Origin of the sequence: Arthrobacter sp. zg-Y1143 (assembly GCF_030125565.1) — a bacterium.
In the GTDB taxonomy this organism is placed as follows: Bacteria; Actinomycetota; Actinomycetes; order Actinomycetales; family Micrococcaceae; genus Arthrobacter_B.
In genome coordinates this window covers 390,002-406,099 of sequence record NZ_JASKLW010000005.1, presented here as the reverse complement: position 1 = coordinate 406,099, position 16,098 = coordinate 390,002, and the positions used below count along the sequence as shown (strand labels likewise).

The window sequence follows — 16,098 nt, the reverse complement described above, 5'->3', positions numbered from 1 at the left end:
CCGGGGCTGCCGGGGCTACCTGTCCAGGAGCGAGCGGTAGATCGCTTCGTGCGCTGCGGCCACCCGACGGCGTTCGGCTGTCCGCTCTTCCCGGGTCAGCCCGGGCCAGGGCCGGTTGCCGTGGAGCTGCTTGAGGGCGTTGGCCAGCGACTGGGCGTCCAGGCCTTCTTCGTTGTGCACGAACTCGGTAACCGATAGCCGTTGCTGTGCGTAGAAGCCGCAGGACGGGGCCAGCACGCTGGTGCCCAGGTCAGTGCATGCCTCCAGCCAGCCCGAATGGGTTCCGAAGCGGTACGGCAGCACGGACACGTCCAGGCCCGAGAGGTAGTTCCAGAGCTGTGGCTCGTCGAAATAATCCCGGACCTGCAGTTCCAGCCGGCCCGCGTCGGCCGCCTCGGTGAGCCAGCGGTACAGTTCGGGGCGGTATTTGTCCCCCTCCGGCGTCAGGATGTCCGGATGTCCGTTGACCTGCAGGACCGCCCCGGGCAGCGCCTCCACGGCGTCGAGCAGGGACGGCAGGATGGCGCCCTCCATCATATTCGGGCGCAGGCTCTTCAGGTGCACTCCCACCCGGAATTCATTCCGCGGCGTCTCGGCGAGACGGCGGGCCTGCCGGCGTTCCAGCTCGTCCAGGTCCACCACATGCGGGTGCGGCAGCACGTGCGGGGCGCGCCCCCACCGGCGTTCAACTTCGGCGGCAGCGCCCGGGGTGAGGGTAATCAGTTCATCGGCCGCGCGGATGAGGACATCCAGCTGCGCGTTATGCGCATCCGGCGTGAGGTGGTGCGGGTTGCGGAGGTCGTGGACCGTGTAGACCAGCGGCTTGCCCTGGGCCTTCAGTTCTTCCGTGACGGCGCGCAGGTCCTCCGGCGTGATGGCATCGAAGCCAAAGTGGATGTGCATGAGGTCAAAGCTGCCGGCGTTCTCCCGGATCCAGCCAGCGTCGAGCATGACCGGCGGCCACCACTTGGCTTCAGTGGACTGGCCCGGGTTGCGGGGATCCGGGTCCGGCAGCCGAACCACGCTGCCCGGCTCGCCGGGGACGGCGTCTGTGTGCCGGATGTAGACCTGGCTGTGCGGCACCGAAGCCACCCTGATGATCGAATCCCCAGCTGCGCTCATATGTACTTACTCCCGACATCCGTCCCTGTGAAAATCTGTCTTCAGTATACTTACTAGTTCGGGGTGTCCGGCGGGCGGGTGCCCTTCGGCGGAAGGGAAGAATGCCTGAGCAGCCCAACGGGGCCTACCGGCAGTTTTCGGTACTCATCATCAGTTCCGGCCGCGACGCCCATCTGGCGAACACGGTTCTGGGAATCAACAGGTCCACCCTCCTCCCGGCCGAAATTGTCCTCTGCTACATGAACCAGCCCGGTGCGGTTCCTCCGGCCAGCAGTGTGCCCCTGCGGGTAGTCCATCTGGACACCGGACCTGGTGCGCCGCTGCCGCTGGGTGCGGCCCGCAACGCCGCCGCAGCTGCAGCCCGTTTCCCTGTCCTGGTGTTCCTGGACGTGGACTGCATACCGGCCCCCACCATGTTCGAGGTGCTGCTGGCCGATGCGGGCCGGACCGGCGGCCTGGTCATGGCAGCTCCGCGTTACTTGGCTGCCGACGCCGGTGTGGCTGACTGGGCCGGCAGCGGCAGCGTCGACGTACTGTTCCGGGATTCCGTTGCCCACCATGCCCGGTCCGCGCTCGCCCCCGAACCAGGGCTGCCGGCACGGCCCTCTGCGGAGTATGCACTGTTCTGGTCCCTGGGTTTCGCTGTGGCGCAGGATGACTTCCGCCGTATCGGCGGTTTTGATGAATCGTTCGCCGGCTACGGCGGCGAAGACACCGATTTCGCCTTCACGGCCCGGCGGAAAGGGATACCGCTGGCGTTCTCCGCAGCGGTGATGTTCCACCAACACCACGGGGTGCACCACCCGCCGCTCCAGCATTTGGAGTCAATTGTGGTCAACGCGAAGGCGTTCCGCCGCAAATGGGGGAACTGGCCCATGACCGGATGGTTGGATGCTTTTGCCCAAGCGGGCTATGTCGCTTGGGATCCCGCCGGCAGTGACCTGCGGCTGCGGCGCTCGCCCGGCCCCGCCGAGCTGGCGGCCGTTCGGGTGGACGCGCCGTACTGACCGCCCGACACTGCCTGCTCCACGGCGGCGAGGAAACGGGCGCGGAAGTCCTCCACCGGCACCAGCAATGCCTTGGCCAGCTGTTCGGAATCCCCGTTCCGCAGCTGCTCCAGTGTGTGCTGCCAGTCCGGCACATCGGCGAAGGTCAGGGCTGAGGCTGCCCCCGCCGTCGTAAGCGCCCGGGCGAAAAGTTCCTGTTCGCGGAACGGCCGGGGCTCGGGGATCACCAGTACCGGCCGCCGCGCTGCGGCTGCGGCGGCGACGGCGTTGTGCCCGCCGGAGGTCACAATGACGTCCGACGCGGCCAGCCGGGGTCCCGGATCTGACACGACGCCGAGCAGCTGCACGTTGTCGGGCAGGTCCGTCGGCGCTCCGGCGGTGCGGCCCATTACTTCCCACTGCCAGTCCGGTGTGCGGCGGGCGGCGCGAAGCAGATCGGACAGCTGCACTCCGCTGCCGCCAAGCGAGGTTTGCACGCTGACGGTCCGCGGGCGGACCGGAATGGATCCAGGCGCCGGCGCGCTGGCCGGTGCGAGCATGCCGAGGTAGCTGCTCTTGCCGCCGTGCTCGGCCAGATGTGACGGTTCCTCGATGCTCTCGGGGAAATAGGCAATCAGGCCGTTGACCGATTCATAGGCGAGCCGGTGCGGTGTGTCCGTGCGCTCGCCGTGCATCCGCCGGTGGATGACCGGGTATCCGCACAGGCGGGCGAAGAGGGCGGTCTCCACGGACACGTCCACCACCACTACGTCGGGGGTGAACTCTTGCCATAGTTGGTGCAGCCGGGCAAACCGTTCCCGGACCAGCGGGGCTGCCGGTGCGTAGTGCAGGAAGCTGCCGGGGCCGGGGCCGAAGGGACCGTCGGGCCCGACGTCGGGCGGAAGGGCGGCGAACTGTGCACTGCCCGGGAGGGACGGTATGCCGCCGGGCGGAGCCGTGCCGGTGACCAGCAGCTCGACCGCGTCCAGGCGGGCAATGTTGACCGCGTGGCGCAGGTGTCCGGTGCCGTGGTGGTGGGCGTAGTACGCCACCCGGGGAAGGCGTGCAGAAGGCAAGTCCGGGCTCCGGTCAGCGCACCAGCGCGGTTGAGGCATCGGATGACGATGGCAGCCCGTCCGGTTGCAGCACGGACCGGATTTGGTCCTCGTAGCAGTCCACCATGACGGCGGCGCTGAAGCGGGACGCGGATTTGCGTACGCCGCGGCGGTCCAGGGTGCGGGCTGCGGTGACGGCGTCGGCCAGTGCGTCCGCGCCCAGCCCTTCAGCCAACCGGCCGCCATCGGCGTCGATGATTTCCGGCATGGCGCCCAGCGGCAGGGCAGCTACGGGGGTGCCGCAGGCCATTGCCTCCAGGGCGGTGAGCCCGAAAGGTTCGGACCAGACCGGCGAGGCGATAAATACGTCGCCGGACCCGAGGAATGCCGCCAGCTGCCGGTGGTCCAGGTGGCCTGCGTGCCGCACACCCCTGCCGAGGTGCGGAGCCACAACACGCTCAAAGTATTTGCGGTCGCTGATCGGCCCGGCGAAGTGCAGTTCCATCCCGGCCGCCCGGGCGGCGTCGATGGCAATATGCAGGCCCTTCTCCGGCGTCACCCTGCCGGCCCAAACGGCGACGCCGGTACGCTGCGCCGGGCCGGCGGGCCAGTCCGCCAGGCGGATGCCGTTGTGGACCACGTGCAGGTCCGGCAGGTGCGGCTGCCATCCGGTGGCGTTGCGTGCCGAGACGCTGAGGAACCGGTGCAGGGGCGAAAGCGGCGCCCGGCCGTCAACCACCGCGTCAACGATCCACGGCAGGGGCGGGGTGTGGAGGATGGTCAGCATGGGCACATCTGCCAGCTCGATGTAGGGCAGCAGGCTCAACGAGTTGTTGACGACGACGTCGAATCCGCCGGTACGCACCTCCTCGATGGCCCGGTGCAGCGCGGCATCCAATCTCTGCTGCTGAACGGACATTTCCTCCGGGGCAAGCCCGCGGCGGAATTCGAAGGACGCCTCCAGCACGGGCACCACGCGGCCCAACGAGTCGGACCCTTCCTTCGCGAACAACGTGACGTCATGGCCGCGGGAGGCGAACTCATCGGCCATGAGGGACGTGTGCATCTCGAGTCCGCCGAGGTAGGGGCTGGCAATCGGGTGGTGCAGGTGGGACAGGACAGCTATCCGCAGCGCATTCCCCTCGGCCGCATGCCCCTGCGGCAGGGGGAACTCGATACTCATATTAGTAAGTATGCCTTGTATCCCCGGCGCGGCCCGGCATTGCCTTCCTGCGGCTACCGAAACCACGGGGCCGGGGTGCCGGGAAGCGGCGGGGCCGTTGACCGGTACCGATGGCCGGTTGGTGTGGTGATCTCCACAGTGTGTCGGCGGACAGTTGCGGCATTCCGGGCAGCAGCAGCCTTCCGGGCGGTGGAGCTCTGACCGGGTCCCGGGATCCTTGGCTTTCCGGGACCGGACGCCCCGATGACTGTTGCCCTCCAGCCTGGCGCTTCCTTGGCCTGGTTGCACGCCTCGCACAGCCCCTGGATATTGGCTGCCTCCGTAGGACCGTCGTCACGGTGTGGCCGGATGTGGTCCTGGTGCCGGATCGGCGCATCACACCACGGGGTCCGGCACGTCTGGTCCCGTACCGTGATCAATCGGGCCAGGGACGCCGGTACGAACCGGGCCTTCGAGTCCATGGCCAGCAGTTCCCCAGAACTTGGGGCAGTGTAGAGGCGGCGCAGCCAGAATCCGGGAGAGGACTCCCCCGGTTCCCCTGACTCCCCCGGCTTCCTTGTCTTCTGAGCCCTCCGACGGGCGCCCTTACCTACCAGATCCCGCGCCCACGGCGCCGGCACTATCCCGTACCCGGTCAAGTGCGCAGGCTCTTTATCTCCGGCCAGGAAGGTTCGGTCCGTCATCACCAACTGCACCTCCACCGGCACCTGGACAGCCTTCGCCTGGCCCGTGATGCGTTCAACCATCGTGTCAGCCATGATCTGCCCCCGGCCGCGGGCATCGCCCCGGGCCCGCAACGAATCCGCAGCACGGCACAAGGCCGCATACACCGCAACCCCCTGGGCCACCGGCAGCAAACCCGTCAGATAGGTCATGGTGTCCGGAGCCGGACGACAGGACACAAACCGGTCCGCCTCCGCCTTCGCCGCCCGCCGCACCAACGCGGCCTGATCAAGCCGGTACGTGATCTTCCGGATCCTCGCAATCAGGCGGGCATCCCCCAATCCGTCCAGCCCGGCAGGATCCCCGGCAATCTCCCGGTCCACCAGCCGCCGGTCCTCCACGGACAGGCAGGCAGTCTCGCGAACCAGCAGGGTCGCCCGCCACTCACTGATGTGGCCTTCCGACAACGCTTTGAGCGTGCACGGCATCTCCTGGGTCAAGGCCTTGGCGAAGCCCAGAATCCGTCCGCCCCGGGCCGGAGACTCACGCCGGGCCAACGCCACCTGCGCTCCAACGCCCACACCCTGCTTCTCCGCCGACAGCCCGGCCCGGGCATGAGCAGCACGCACGGACACATCCAACGCTGCCGCGACCCGCGCCTGCGCCGCACACGCAGCAGCCTTCAGCTCCTCCAAAGCACGGAGCCGGTCAACAAGCCCGGCATCGGAATCACCAGCAATCCCGGCCAGGGATTCCTCGGAGGCGAGCGCCCGCGACCAAGACGCCACCTCAACCGGGGACGCAGCCTCCGCAGCGGAGGGACTTTGCCCGGCCGCAGACCGGGAGACAAGCGGGGTGTGGTGACCCGAGAGGTCGGACGGAAAGCACTCCGCCACTTCCAATGATTCGAACATGTGTTCGATGGTATCCACTCCGCAGAGGGCCGCAACAAGTACTTTTTATCCTTGTGGAAAAGAATGCAGCTTGCGGGGATCTGGGCGTCAAAGGCCCTCTGCGGGAGGAATAGTCAAGACAAGCGTTCAGTCATGCATGCCAGCGGCGGCGTCGTGCAGGACGAAGGTGGCAAAACCCAGCTCGCGCCGTGCGCCGCTCAGCCAGGCGTCGCGGTTCTCGCGTGCGGCGGCCAATGCCTGGTCACGATCCTCGGCCGTCGAGGCCTCCCGCACGGCCCAGTCGACGAGCGACCCGGTCCAGCTGAACTGGTAGTCGTCCCACTCGGCCAACGTGCTGACGTGCCCGTACGACGGCTCGAACCCGTACTCATGGATGGCTCGCACGAGGCCGGCGAGGTCGGGATAGGCGTCGGCAGAAACCCCAAGTGCTGCCAGCGCGGAAGCCGACGGGGTGCCCTCCCAGATGCTGTCGCCGATCAGCGCTTGCCCACCGGGGCGCAGGTGCCGCCGGACAGCACCCAGCATGTCCTCCAACCGGCCGAAGGCGTGGCTGGCACCGACGCACAGCACCACGTCGAAGACCCCGTCGTTCCAGGTGGTGGCATCCGTCTCGATCCAGCGCACGCGGTTGCTCAGTTTCCGCTCCTCGGCACGCCGGGCGGCAGAGGATGGGAGCATGTGGTCTATCCCTACACCACTGATTCCGGGGTTAGTGAGTAGCAGCTCCTGCAGCCACTCGCCCTCACCACACCCGAGGTCAACGGCGCGGACGCCGTCCCTAGGCCTCAACCAGCCGACCAGGTCGCGTAGCCGCTCGGGCGCCACGGGCGCCGCGATTGGATGGCGCATGTGGGCAATGTCGAAGATCTCGGAGTGCTCCATCTCAGCGATGCTACAGGCGGATTCAGGCGACGCGGCGTTGCCGGTTGCAGGCGCAGCCGGACGGTGGCGACGCTCGCGGCCCTGTAGGACCCTATGCGGAGAAGGGCTCCGCGTCGAGGGGCAGCGGCGGGAAGTGGTGGTTCGGCAGACGGTCGCGGTCGTAGCTGATGCTGGTGTAACCGTGAGGCGCGGGCTTGCCGTGCTCGTCCAGGTTCACGAAGACAATCTTGTCGATGGTCAGGATGCTGTGCCGGGTGATCATGTTCCGTACCTCGGCCTGCATGGTGAGCGAGGTCCGGCCGAACTTGGTGGCGGTAAGGCCCATCTCGATCAGGTCTCCCTGCACCGCGGAGCTGACGAAGTTGATCTCGGACATGAACTTGGTAACGACCCGCCCGTTACCCATCTGCAGGATCGCGTAGACGGTTGCCTCTTCGTCGATCCAGCGCAGCAGGCTTCCGCCGAACAGCGTGCCGTTGGCATTCAGGTCTTCGGGCCGGACCCACTTACGGGTGTGGAAATTGATGTTTTCTAGAGGCATATATTCAGCTTATCCACAGCCCGGACGCGGACCCGACGGATCCGCCGATGCCTTGCTCACAGACCGGTGTTAGCTCCCTGACGGTGCTGTGGCGCCCGTCCTGCGCAGCCCCGTCCCGCGGCGCCCGTCCCGCGCCGCCCCCGGACGACGACGGCGCTCACGCGGCGCTCGTGCGGAACGGGCTAGTCGGGCCGTTCGTTGAGCAGGTCGCCAAGCTGCGTAAGGTCTCCGTCCGGCGGAACGGCCAGGCACTCCACGACGTCGGACTGCACGAGCGCGTCTATCAGCGCGGCCGAGCCGCCCACGAGCGTGGAATCGAAATCGATCTCAGTGGCCAGGAACCACTGCCTGTCCTTGGGCCACAGCAGGTTGGGACTTTGCAGACCGTCCCAGCCGCTGGCTTCCTGCCAGCGGGGATCCGCGAAAAGGGAAAGCCCGGCGTTAAAGAGCAGGTACTTCCGGCCCGGCAGTTCGAGCCGGGCCGCACCGAACACCCCCGTCTCGCCGAACGGCGGCGAGGCCGGTTCCGTGCGGCTCCGGCCGTCGGTGCCCACGGTGTGGCGCACCTCCGCACCGCTCACCCACCCCCAGCCCTCCCACAGGCCGGCAAGGCACTCTTCCGGCGTGCTTGTGTGGCCGGCGAGGATACGGGCCACTTCGGCCAGTGAGCCGGTGGCAAGGGAGCCGACCAACGGGTCTTCGTACTGCCAGCCGGGCTCGTTCCACACCGGGTTCCGGTAGCCGGCCAAGACGGAGTCCCACTGCATCAGCGGGTGGGCTACCGTACCGCGTTCCTGCGCCAGTTCGCTCCACAGCAGCCGTCGGGACTCCACCACCTCGGGATAGTCCTGGTCCCAGGACATCAGTTGGGCGTGGATCGGATGGAATATCCGCGCATAGGCTTCGAACCCGCCGGGCACTGTTCCGGTAACGGTGCCCGGCGGTGCCAGCAGCTCCGTAATCCAGAGACCGGCATCCGAATCGGCGAGTGGACCCTCCAGCGGCGTCGTCATGCGGCCAGTATGCCCTAACCGGCAGCAGGAATGGTGCCGCTCCCGCGGACCGCGCGCCCCGCCCGGCGGCCTGCGGGATCCTGCCGGCGGCAGTGCTGTAAGTTGGCCTCACTTCCGGACGGCACTGAAATCGATGCGCCCGGGACACCTCGACCGCCGAAACGACAGGACTTTCCCATCATGACCAGCAGGATTTCCACAGTGCACCTGGACGCCGTCGACGCCGATGCCTCCGCATCCTTCTGGCAACAGGCGCTGGACTGGGACCTCACCGTTGAGGACGGCTTGTACAGCCTCACGGCCAAGGACGGCACGGGACTGGACCTGGACATCATGGCGGTCCCCGAGGGCAAAACCGTGAAGAACCGCCTGCACCTGGACCTGGTGGCGGACGGCTGCACCCAGGAGGAAGAAGTGGAGCGGCTGATCGCACTTGGCGCCCGGCGGGTGGATGTGGGCCAGGAGACCGGGGTGACCTGGGTGGTGATGGCTGATCCCGAGGGCAACGAATTCTGCGTGCTCGGCTAATCGTTCCGGGCTGGGCGGCACGGCACCTGGGCTGCACGGTACCTACTGCTGGTTTGGTGGACGTTCGACGCCGGCCGGGGGCAGGTCGCGGGCGTCTGCCGGCCCCTGGTCCAGCCGGAACGGCGGATATTCGTCCCGCAGGAGTGCGGTGTAGGCCAGCACCCGGTAGGACCAGCGCTGCAGCCCCATGATGAAGTCGAACAGCTGGCGGGGGTAGCGGCTGGTGAAGAGCAACGCCAAGGCGGCAATGAACACCAGCAGGCCCAGCAGTGAGAAGCCTGCCGTCACCCACTCCGTGGCGCCGAACCCGCCGGGACCGTCGTTCCAGCGGACCCCGCCGGGACCGTACCCGTCCGGCCCGTACCCGTTTGGCCCGCCGAAATACCGCGGTGCGCGCACCAGCATCAACGATGTTCCGCTGAAGGCCCCGACAATCAGGGCTTGGGGAATAACGAGCAGCCACCACTTCACCAGGACCAGCCCGCGGGACATGCGCTCGGGGTAGTCGACGTCGAAATCCGCAGGGTAGTGCTCCCGTTCCAAACTGAACGGCGGATAGCGGTCGGTGCCGAGCACCCCCGTGGCATAGAACGCCACCCGCCAGCTCCACCGGATCACCCCCACATTGAAGTCAAAGAGCGGCCGCGGATACCGGGCAGTGAACAGGATCGCGAAGCCGGCCACTACGGTGGCAATCCCAAAGGCGATCCACAGGAAGGACAGCAGGAAGAAGTGCGGAATGGCCAGGAACCACTTCACCAGCCACAACCAGCGGGACAAACCCGGATCCAATTCGCCGTAGAGGCGCGCCGGATAGGGAGCTCCCCCGCCGGGTCCGCCACCATCGGGTCCGCCACCATCGGGTCCGCCGGTGACGGCTGAACCCGGGCCGGGAGCACTTCCCGCCGCCCTGGCGCCGGACGGAGCGGGGAGGGGCGCGGTCGCCCCCACCGGCCGGTACCCGTAGGCACCGCCGGGGACCGTCCCCGGATACCCGCCGGCCGGCGGGTACGCCCCCCGTTTCCGTCCGGCGAGGATCGCTGCGAGGATCAGCGCCACTCCTAGAAGGAACAACACCACGGCAGCGATCAGCAGCCACACGGCGGCCACGCCAAACAGGTCCGACCGAAAGCCGGCCTGCAGTTCGGCCGTAACCTGCGGGGACGCGTCGGCGTTCATCACCACAACAATCCAGTCGCCCTCCGTCGGCGCCCAGTTAATCTCCTGGGGCCCGCTGCCCGCAGCGGAAGCCACCCAGAAGTCCTGCATCCCCGGCGGGGACGGTACCTCCGTGCCCGCCGTCCGCCGGTAATCGACCCGGAACGGGTTGAACCTCACCTCGTCAATTTCGGCGCTCGCCACCCCGTCGAGATACCGCCTTACCTCAGCTTCGGCGCCGATCCCAATGAACAGGTCGCCGTCTACCCCGGTGCCGCGCACCTGCAGGGATGCGATGTCCTCATTGCCGTCCGCACCCGGGCCGATATCCGCGGAGCCGGTGGTGATGGCGTAGGAGCTGACACTGTAGGTCTCCTCCGGCACCGACAGGTAGCCATTGTCGCGCTGGGCTCCGGCGATCAGCCCCACCGCCGCAGCCGCCGCACCCAATCCAAGCCCAATGAGGACCAGCAGCGCCCCAATAACAATCATGACGATTCTGCCAGGGTTCATGGCCGTGCCCTTCTCGCATCCCAGCCGTGGCAGGCACGGTCCGGACGCCGTGGGTGCCTGATTCCAGCGTTCGCGGCGCCGCACACAGTGTCAAGGAATACCAAGACCCAGCCCCGGGCCAGTGCCGAACCCGAACCCGCCTATCAGCACAAGGCAGCAGCCGTCAGAAGTTGATCATGTGGCCGGTCAGCCCGTGGAAGGCTTCCTGCAGTGCCTCGCTCAGCGTCGGGTGGGTGTGCACGTTGCGGGCCAGTTCAGCTGCGGTGAGGTCCCACTTCTGCGCCAGCGTGAGCTCGGGGAGCAGTTCGGAAACATCGGGGCCGATCATGTGACCGCCCAACAATTCGCCGTATTTGGCGTCGGCCACCAGTTTCACGAAGCCCACCGGCTCCCCCAGCCCGTGGGCCTTCCCGTTAGCGGTGAAGGGGAAGGTGCTGACCAGGACCTCGTGGCCCTCGTCGCGCGCCTGCTGCTCGGTGAGTCCGAAGCTGGCGACCTGCGGCTGGCAGAACGTGGCCCGCGGCATCATCCGGTAGTCCCCCAGCGGCAAGGTCTCCGCGGCACCGATGGTTTCAGCAGCCACCACACCCATGGCTTCCGCCACGTGCGCAAGCTGCAGCTTGCCGGTCACGTCGCCGATGGCGTAAAGGTGCGGCACGTTGGTGCGCATGTACTCGTCAATGCCGATGGCACCGCGGTCGGTCAGCTGGACGCCGGTCTTATCGAGCCCGTAGCCCTCGGTCCGCGGCGCGAAGCCGATGGACATCATCACCCGGTCCGCCTCGATGCTGCCCTGCTGGCCGTTCTTGTCCGTATAGGTGACGGCCACGGAGGACCCGTTGTCCTGGATTGTTTCCACCTTGGTGGAAGTGAGGATGGGAATGCCGAGCTTCTTGTACTGCTTGGTGATCTCCTTGGAAATGTCCACGTCCTCATTGGGCAGCGCGCGGTCCAGGAACTCGATGATGGTGACGTCCACTCCGTAGCTGCGCAGCACGTAGGCGAACTCCATGCCAATGGCTCCGGCCCCGACAATCACCATCTTCTTCGGCAGGTCCCGGTCCATGATCTGGGCTTCATATGTGACGACGTTCTCGCTCAGCTCCACTCCGGGCAGCAGGCGGACGTAGGTGCCGGTGGCGAGGATGGCGTTGTCGAACGTGATGGTCTCGGTACCTCCCTTGGAGAGGCTGACCTCGATGGTGTGGTCATCGGAGAACACGCCGTGGCCGTCGTATTCGGTGATTTTGTTTTTCTTCATCAGAAAGTGGACGCCCTTGACGCGCCCGTCCGCCACCTGCCGGCTGCGGTCAAAGGCAGCGCCGAAGTCAAAGCTCACCTCACCGCTGATGCCGAACGTCTTGGCCTGGTTGGTGAAAATCTGTGCAAGTTCCGCGTTGCGCAGCAGCGCTTTGGAAGGAATGCAGCCGACGTTCAGGCATACGCCGCCCCAGTACTTCTCCTCCACAATCGCAGTCTTCAGGCCCAGCTGGGCCGCCCGGATCGCGGCCACATATCCGCCCGGTCCGGCTCCGAGAACAACGAGGTCGTAATGTTCACTCATGCTGACTAACTCTCCTTAGCTGCGGTGCGGGACAAGCTGCGGGGCGGAAAAATCATAAGCCGGCTTAAGACTCTCACGCATGGGCCGCGAGGGGCACCGGTTCGCGTGCCGGATCCGGCACGCTGCCCGATCAGATGCCGCCGGATCAGATGCCGCCGGATCAGACGTAACCCCGATAGCCCGCCCAGGCCCGCCGCCGTTCGGGAAACGGGTCGGACTCGATCCGGTCGGACTTGTCGAAGACACGGGTATGCCGGTGGATCTCGTCGTAGCCGGGCCAGTCCACGCCCGGATGGGAGTACCGGGCCAGGCTGAGCAGGGACCCCTGGAAGCGCTGCGACAGGGCCCTGAGTTCCTCGGCGCCGCCGAGCAGGGAGAGGGCCCTGGCCATCCCGGTCCGGGTGTCCCCGAACATCACCGGAACATCAAAGGAATGGGTGGCACCGAACCCGAGCAGGTTCATCATGGGCGTGGCGTAGTCGTAGCGGTACGCCCATGTTGGTGCGGTTCTGGAATGGCCCTCGGCCACCATCTGGCTCGGATACCAGAAGACCAGGTCACCGCTGATGTCCACTGACCGCTGCCGTGAGGGATACCCGGGGTAGGCGGCCACCACCCGGTCCCGGGCCAGCGGATCCGTACCGGCGAACATCTTCTCGATCCGCTCCGGCGTGGACGGCAGGATATTCGAGACCTTCGCGAACAGTGCCCCCTCCCGTGCCATGGTGCCCAGGACCAGCGGAACAGGGTTGGAATCCCCGTCCAAAAAGGCGTCGATTGGGTGCTTCGGCAGGAAGTCCCCGTCAATGACAGGGGAAACGCTCAGCGTGCCGGGTTGCTTCACCGGCCCGATTTTCGTGGTCATCTTCCGCGTGGCATCCACCAGTTTCGCGGCGCTGATCGAGGTCAGTGCCTCGGCCGCACGGGCGGGGCGGATGCCGAGAATCTCCAGCAGGTCCTCGGCCCACGCCGCGTGCATTTCCGGATAGTAGGCTCCCGACGGCGCGGGGCTCTGCGCGTAGGCCTGATGGAACAACGGTGCCGCTCTGGGGATGCACATCAGCGAGGTTACGGCGATCGCGCCGGCCGACTCTCCAAAGAGGGTGACGTTGTCCGGGTCTCCGCCGAACGCTTCAATGTTCTGCTGCACCCATTCGAGCGCGGCAACCTGGTCCCGCAGGCCCATATTGGCGTCAAAGGGCCGGTCAGGAGTGGAATAAGCGCGGAAATCCATGAACCCCAGGGCGCCGATGCGGTAGTTCAGCGATACGTAGAGCACATCGCCGTCGCGCACCAGGTTGGTACCGCGGTAGGTAGGTTCCGCGGACGACCCGGAGCTGAACGCACCGCCGTACAGGTACACGAGGACCGGGCGCAGGGAGTCCGAGGGCTCCAAGGGCGCCGTGACGTTCAGGCTCAGGCAGTCCTCGTCCATCGGCACCCGCCGGTGGCTGCCGGTCAGGTTCGGCGCCTTGGACTGCGGCGGGACAGCACCGAAGGAGCGTGCATCCCGGATTCCGTTCCAGCTTTTCGCCGGTTGCGGAGCGCGCAGCCTCAGTTCCCCCACGGGCGGAGCAGCGTAGGGTATGCCCCGCCAGGTGCGCACACCATGCTCTGCGATTCCCTGCACCAGCCCATTGCTGGTCTCGACTACCAATGAGGCCACGTCTATAGCCACGATCGACTCTTTCCAGCCGGCGAAGACCTGCACGCTTGCGACTATCCACCATAGCCGCGGCATACCGGGGTCACCAGATACGGGGTTCCGCGCGGACTGCGGCTACCGCATTTTGGTGCTGCGGCCGTTATTGGAGCTGGGTATCCGGCCGGGAACTATGCTGCGGCGGCAAGCCGGTGCGCGGGGCTTCGGCGGACGGCCGCACTGCTCCGCCGGGACTCCCGCCGGTGAACCGCCACTTCCTTGGCGCACAGCAGGGCAACGGCGATGATGTTGAGGGCAATCTTGGTGCCGGTGGACCAGTCGGTCCCTACGCACAGGAGCCAGACGGTGATCAGGACCGGCAGGTCCGCCGTCTTCAGCGCCTTCACTGCGCTGTTCCTGCGTGTGCTTTTCCTGCACTTACAGATAGGGCACAGCGGCTTTCCCTGCCACTGTGCACAAAGGCTGCTCCGCAGCCGGCATTTCCAATCCATGGAGCCATGAGGACACTTCTTCCGTGAAATCGCCCGAGACCTAAGTATCTGCGTCCCTGCAGGGACGCAACATAACATAATTTGTATCACATACCTGCGTATTCCACGGCACAGACCGGGTAGGCGCGGAAGACTACCCGAGCGACACCGCTCCACCGTGCACATGCCACCGCGTGTCGAGGCGGACGTTTTCCAGCAGCCGCCGGTCATGGGAAACCAACAGGAGAGCGCCCTCGTAGCTTTCCAAGGCCTCTTCCAGCTGCTCGATGGCGGGCAGGTCCAGGTGGTTGGTGGGCTCATCCAAAACCAGGAGGTTCACGCCGCGGGCCTGCAGCAGGGCCAGCGAAGCGCGGGTTCGCTCGCCCGGAGACAGCGCATCGACGCGGCTGGCAACCTGATCGGCCTTCAGCCCGAACTTGGCCAGCAGGGTCCGGGCCTCCGCAGAGGACAGTTCCGGAACGGCCGCTTCGAAGGCGGTGCCCAGCGCCTGCGCCGGGTCCAGCTGTCCGCGGCCCTGGTCGATTTCCCCCACCGCAACGGAGGCACCCAGGGAGGCAGTCCCGGCGTCGGGCACCTCCCGGCCCAGCAGCAGCCGCAGGAGCGTTGATTTGCCGGCGCCGTTGGGACCCGTGATGCCGATCCGCTCCCCGGCGTTGACCTGAACGGAAACCGGACCGAGGGTGAATCCGCCACGGGTCAATGTGGCCTCGTTCAGCGTGGACACCACCGAACTGGAACGCGGGGCGGAACCGATACGCAGTTGGAGCTGCCATTCCTTGCGCGGCTCCTCAACCTCGTCCAGGCGTGCGATCCGCGATTCCATCTGCCGGACCTTGCGGGCCTGCTTTTCGGAGGACTCGGTGCTTGCCTTGCGCCGGATCTTGTCATTGTCCGGGTTCTTCTTCATGGCATTGCGCACACCCTGGGAACTCCATTCCCTGGTGGTGCGTGCCCGGGACACCAGATCGGCCTTCTTGTCGGCGAACTCGTCGTACGCTTCCCGCGCATGGCGGCGGGCAACGGCACGTTCTTCCAGGAACGCCTCATAACCGCCCTCGTAGACCGCCACGCTGTTCTGCGCCAGGTCCAGCTCCACCACCGTGGTCACACAGCGGGCCAGGAACTCCCGGTCATGGGAGACCAGGACAACGCCGCCGCGCAGCCCGCGGACAAACTGTTCCAGCCGCGCCAGTCCGTCAAGATCCAGATCATTAGTCGGTTCATCCAGCAGCACCACATCAAAGCGGCTCAGCAGCAGGGCCGCCAGTGCCGCCCGGGCCGCCTGCCCGCCCGAGAGACCGGTCATCTCGGCGTCCAGGCCAACGTTCAGGCCCAGGTCCGCAAGGACCGCCGGGGCCCGGTCCTCCAAATCCGCGGCACCGGAGGCCATCCAGCGGTCAAAGGCCGCGGCGTAGGCGTCGTCGGCACCCGGGATTTCCTCGCCCAGGGCGGCCGCCGCGGCTTCCATGGCTTCCGTTGCCGCTGCAGCGCCGGTCCGCCGGGCCAGATAAGCGCCCACGGTTTCCCCGGCCAGCCGCTCGTGTTCCTGCGGGAGCCACCCGACAAAGGCGTCCGACGGCGAGGTGCTCACCGTTCCCGCCTGGGGTACCGCCGCCCCGGCCAGGAGCCGCAGGAAGGTTGACTTGCCGGCACCGTTGGCCCCCACAACGCCCACCACGTCGCCCGGGGCCACCGTCAGGGAGAGGTGTTCAAAGAGGGTGCGGTGCGCATGGCCGCCGGAGAGGTCGCGGGCGACAAGGGTTGCAGTCATACCTCCATCCTATTTTGTGCCGGCACTGTTTCCGTCCGGGAGGGCAGCGGT

14 protein-coding genes are annotated in these 16,098 nt (G+C 66.9%); 2 read left to right on the top strand and 12 right to left on the bottom strand.

All coding sequences use genetic code 11. The features are described from left to right. Nucleotides 1-15: 15 nt before the first annotated feature. Nucleotides 16-1,122 (bottom strand): glycosyltransferase family protein, encoded by a 1,107-nt coding sequence (locus QNN98_RS08475; RefSeq protein WP_283996808.1) that lies wholly within the window; start codon nt 1,120-1,122, stop codon nt 16-18. A 101-nt stretch (nt 1,123-1,223) separates the two neighbouring features. Between QNN98_RS08475 and QNN98_RS08470 the strand changes: the two genes are divergently transcribed. Further along, the gene (locus tag QNN98_RS08470) at nt 1,224-2,129 is read left to right on the top strand and encodes a glycosyltransferase family 2 protein (protein ID WP_283996807.1); all 906 of its coding nucleotides are present in this window, start codon (nt 1,224-1,226) and stop codon (nt 2,127-2,129) included. Here QNN98_RS08470 and QNN98_RS08465 read toward each other — a convergent pair. From QNN98_RS08465 to QNN98_RS08440, 6 genes are all read right to left on the bottom strand, one after another. Next, nucleotides 2,033-3,184, bottom strand: coding sequence for a glycosyltransferase (locus QNN98_RS08465; protein WP_283996806.1), 1,152 nt, complete (start codon nt 3,182-3,184; stop codon nt 2,033-2,035). The genes QNN98_RS08470 and QNN98_RS08465 overlap by 97 nt on opposite strands. Before the next feature lie 13 nt (nt 3,185-3,197). Beyond that, nucleotides 3,198-4,346 carry a glycosyltransferase gene (locus tag QNN98_RS08460; RefSeq protein ID WP_283996805.1) on the bottom strand — a complete coding sequence of 383 codons (1,149 nt, stop codon included), beginning with the start codon at nt 4,344-4,346 and terminating at the stop codon, nt 3,198-3,200. Nucleotides 4,347-4,399: 53 nt separating this feature from the next. Continuing rightward, nucleotides 4,400-5,923: an HNH endonuclease gene (locus tag QNN98_RS08455; protein ID WP_283996804.1), complete on the bottom strand. Its 1,524-nt coding sequence runs from the start codon at nt 5,921-5,923 to the stop codon at nt 4,400-4,402. A 126-nt stretch (nt 5,924-6,049) separates the two neighbouring features. Then, nucleotides 6,050-6,772, bottom strand: a complete 723-nt coding sequence (locus tag QNN98_RS08450) for an SAM-dependent methyltransferase (protein WP_283996824.1) — start codon at nt 6,770-6,772, stop codon at nt 6,050-6,052. A gap of 124 nt (nt 6,773-6,896) precedes the next feature. Next, nucleotides 6,897-7,346, bottom strand: a complete 450-nt coding sequence (locus QNN98_RS08445; RefSeq protein ID WP_227911259.1) for an acyl-CoA thioesterase — start codon at nt 7,344-7,346, stop codon at nt 6,897-6,899. Nucleotides 7,347-7,528: 182 nt separating this feature from the next. After that, a complete protein-coding gene (locus tag QNN98_RS08440) occupies nt 7,529-8,359 on the bottom strand; it encodes a hypothetical protein (protein ID WP_283996803.1) in 831 nt (276 codons plus the stop codon). A gap of 180 nt (nt 8,360-8,539) precedes the next feature. Here QNN98_RS08440 and QNN98_RS08435 point away from each other — a divergent pair, with 180 nt between their 5' ends. Continuing rightward, nucleotides 8,540-8,887, top strand: a complete 348-nt coding sequence (locus tag QNN98_RS08435; RefSeq protein WP_283996802.1) for a VOC family protein — start codon at nt 8,540-8,542, stop codon at nt 8,885-8,887. A gap of 42 nt (nt 8,888-8,929) precedes the next feature. Here QNN98_RS08435 and QNN98_RS08430 read toward each other — a convergent pair whose 3' ends face one another. From QNN98_RS08430 to abc-f, 5 genes are all read right to left on the bottom strand, one after another. Further along, nucleotides 8,930-10,558 (bottom strand): DUF4389 domain-containing protein, encoded by a 1,629-nt coding sequence (locus QNN98_RS08430; RefSeq protein WP_283996801.1) that lies wholly within the window; start codon nt 10,556-10,558, stop codon nt 8,930-8,932. A 163-nt stretch (nt 10,559-10,721) separates the two neighbouring features. Then, nucleotides 10,722-12,122, bottom strand: coding sequence for a dihydrolipoyl dehydrogenase (gene lpdA / locus QNN98_RS08425; protein WP_283996800.1), 1,401 nt, complete (start codon nt 12,120-12,122; stop codon nt 10,722-10,724). A gap of 160 nt (nt 12,123-12,282) precedes the next feature. Then, nucleotides 12,283-13,833 (bottom strand): carboxylesterase/lipase family protein, encoded by a 1,551-nt coding sequence (locus QNN98_RS08420; protein WP_227926362.1) that lies wholly within the window; start codon nt 13,831-13,833, stop codon nt 12,283-12,285. A 122-nt stretch (nt 13,834-13,955) separates the two neighbouring features. Beyond that, complete coding sequence (locus tag QNN98_RS08415) at nt 13,956-14,171, bottom strand: hypothetical protein (protein ID WP_283996799.1); 216 nt, start codon at nt 14,169-14,171, stop codon at nt 13,956-13,958. Nucleotides 14,172-14,409: 238 nt separating this feature from the next. Beyond that, nucleotides 14,410-16,047 (bottom strand): ribosomal protection-like ABC-F family protein, encoded by a 1,638-nt coding sequence (gene abc-f / locus QNN98_RS08410; RefSeq protein ID WP_283996798.1) that lies wholly within the window; start codon nt 16,045-16,047, stop codon nt 14,410-14,412. Nucleotides 16,048-16,098: the final 51 nt, after the last annotated feature.

Coding starts and splice junctions, on each gene's coding strand:
- QNN98_RS08475 (WP_283996808.1), bottom strand. CDS start 1,122: ATGAGCGCAGCTGGGGATTCGATCATCAGGGTGGCTTCGGTGCCGCAC.
- QNN98_RS08470 (WP_283996807.1), top strand. CDS start 1,224: ATGCCTGAGCAGCCCAACGGGGCCTACCGGCAGTTTTCGGTACTCATC.
- QNN98_RS08460 (WP_283996805.1), bottom strand. CDS start 4,346: ATGAGTATCGAGTTCCCCCTGCCGCAGGGGCATGCGGCCGAGGGGAAT.
- QNN98_RS08455 (WP_283996804.1), bottom strand. CDS start 5,923: ATGTTCGAATCATTGGAAGTGGCGGAGTGCTTTCCGTCCGACCTCTCG.
- QNN98_RS08450 (WP_283996824.1), bottom strand. CDS start 6,772: ATGCGCCATCCAATCGCGGCGCCCGTGGCGCCCGAGCGGCTACGCGAC.
- QNN98_RS08445 (WP_227911259.1), bottom strand. CDS start 7,346: ATGCCTCTAGAAAACATCAATTTCCACACCCGTAAGTGGGTCCGGCCC.
- QNN98_RS08440 (WP_283996803.1), bottom strand. CDS start 8,359: ATGACGACGCCGCTGGAGGGTCCACTCGCCGATTCGGATGCCGGTCTC.
- QNN98_RS08435 (WP_283996802.1), top strand. CDS start 8,540: ATGACCAGCAGGATTTCCACAGTGCACCTGGACGCCGTCGACGCCGAT.
- QNN98_RS08430 (WP_283996801.1), bottom strand. CDS start 10,558: ATGAACCCTGGCAGAATCGTCATGATTGTTATTGGGGCGCTGCTGGTC.
- lpdA (WP_283996800.1), bottom strand. CDS start 12,122: ATGAGTGAACATTACGACCTCGTTGTTCTCGGAGCCGGACCGGGCGGA.
- abc-f (WP_283996798.1), bottom strand. CDS start 16,047: ATGACTGCAACCCTTGTCGCCCGCGACCTCTCCGGCGGCCATGCGCAC.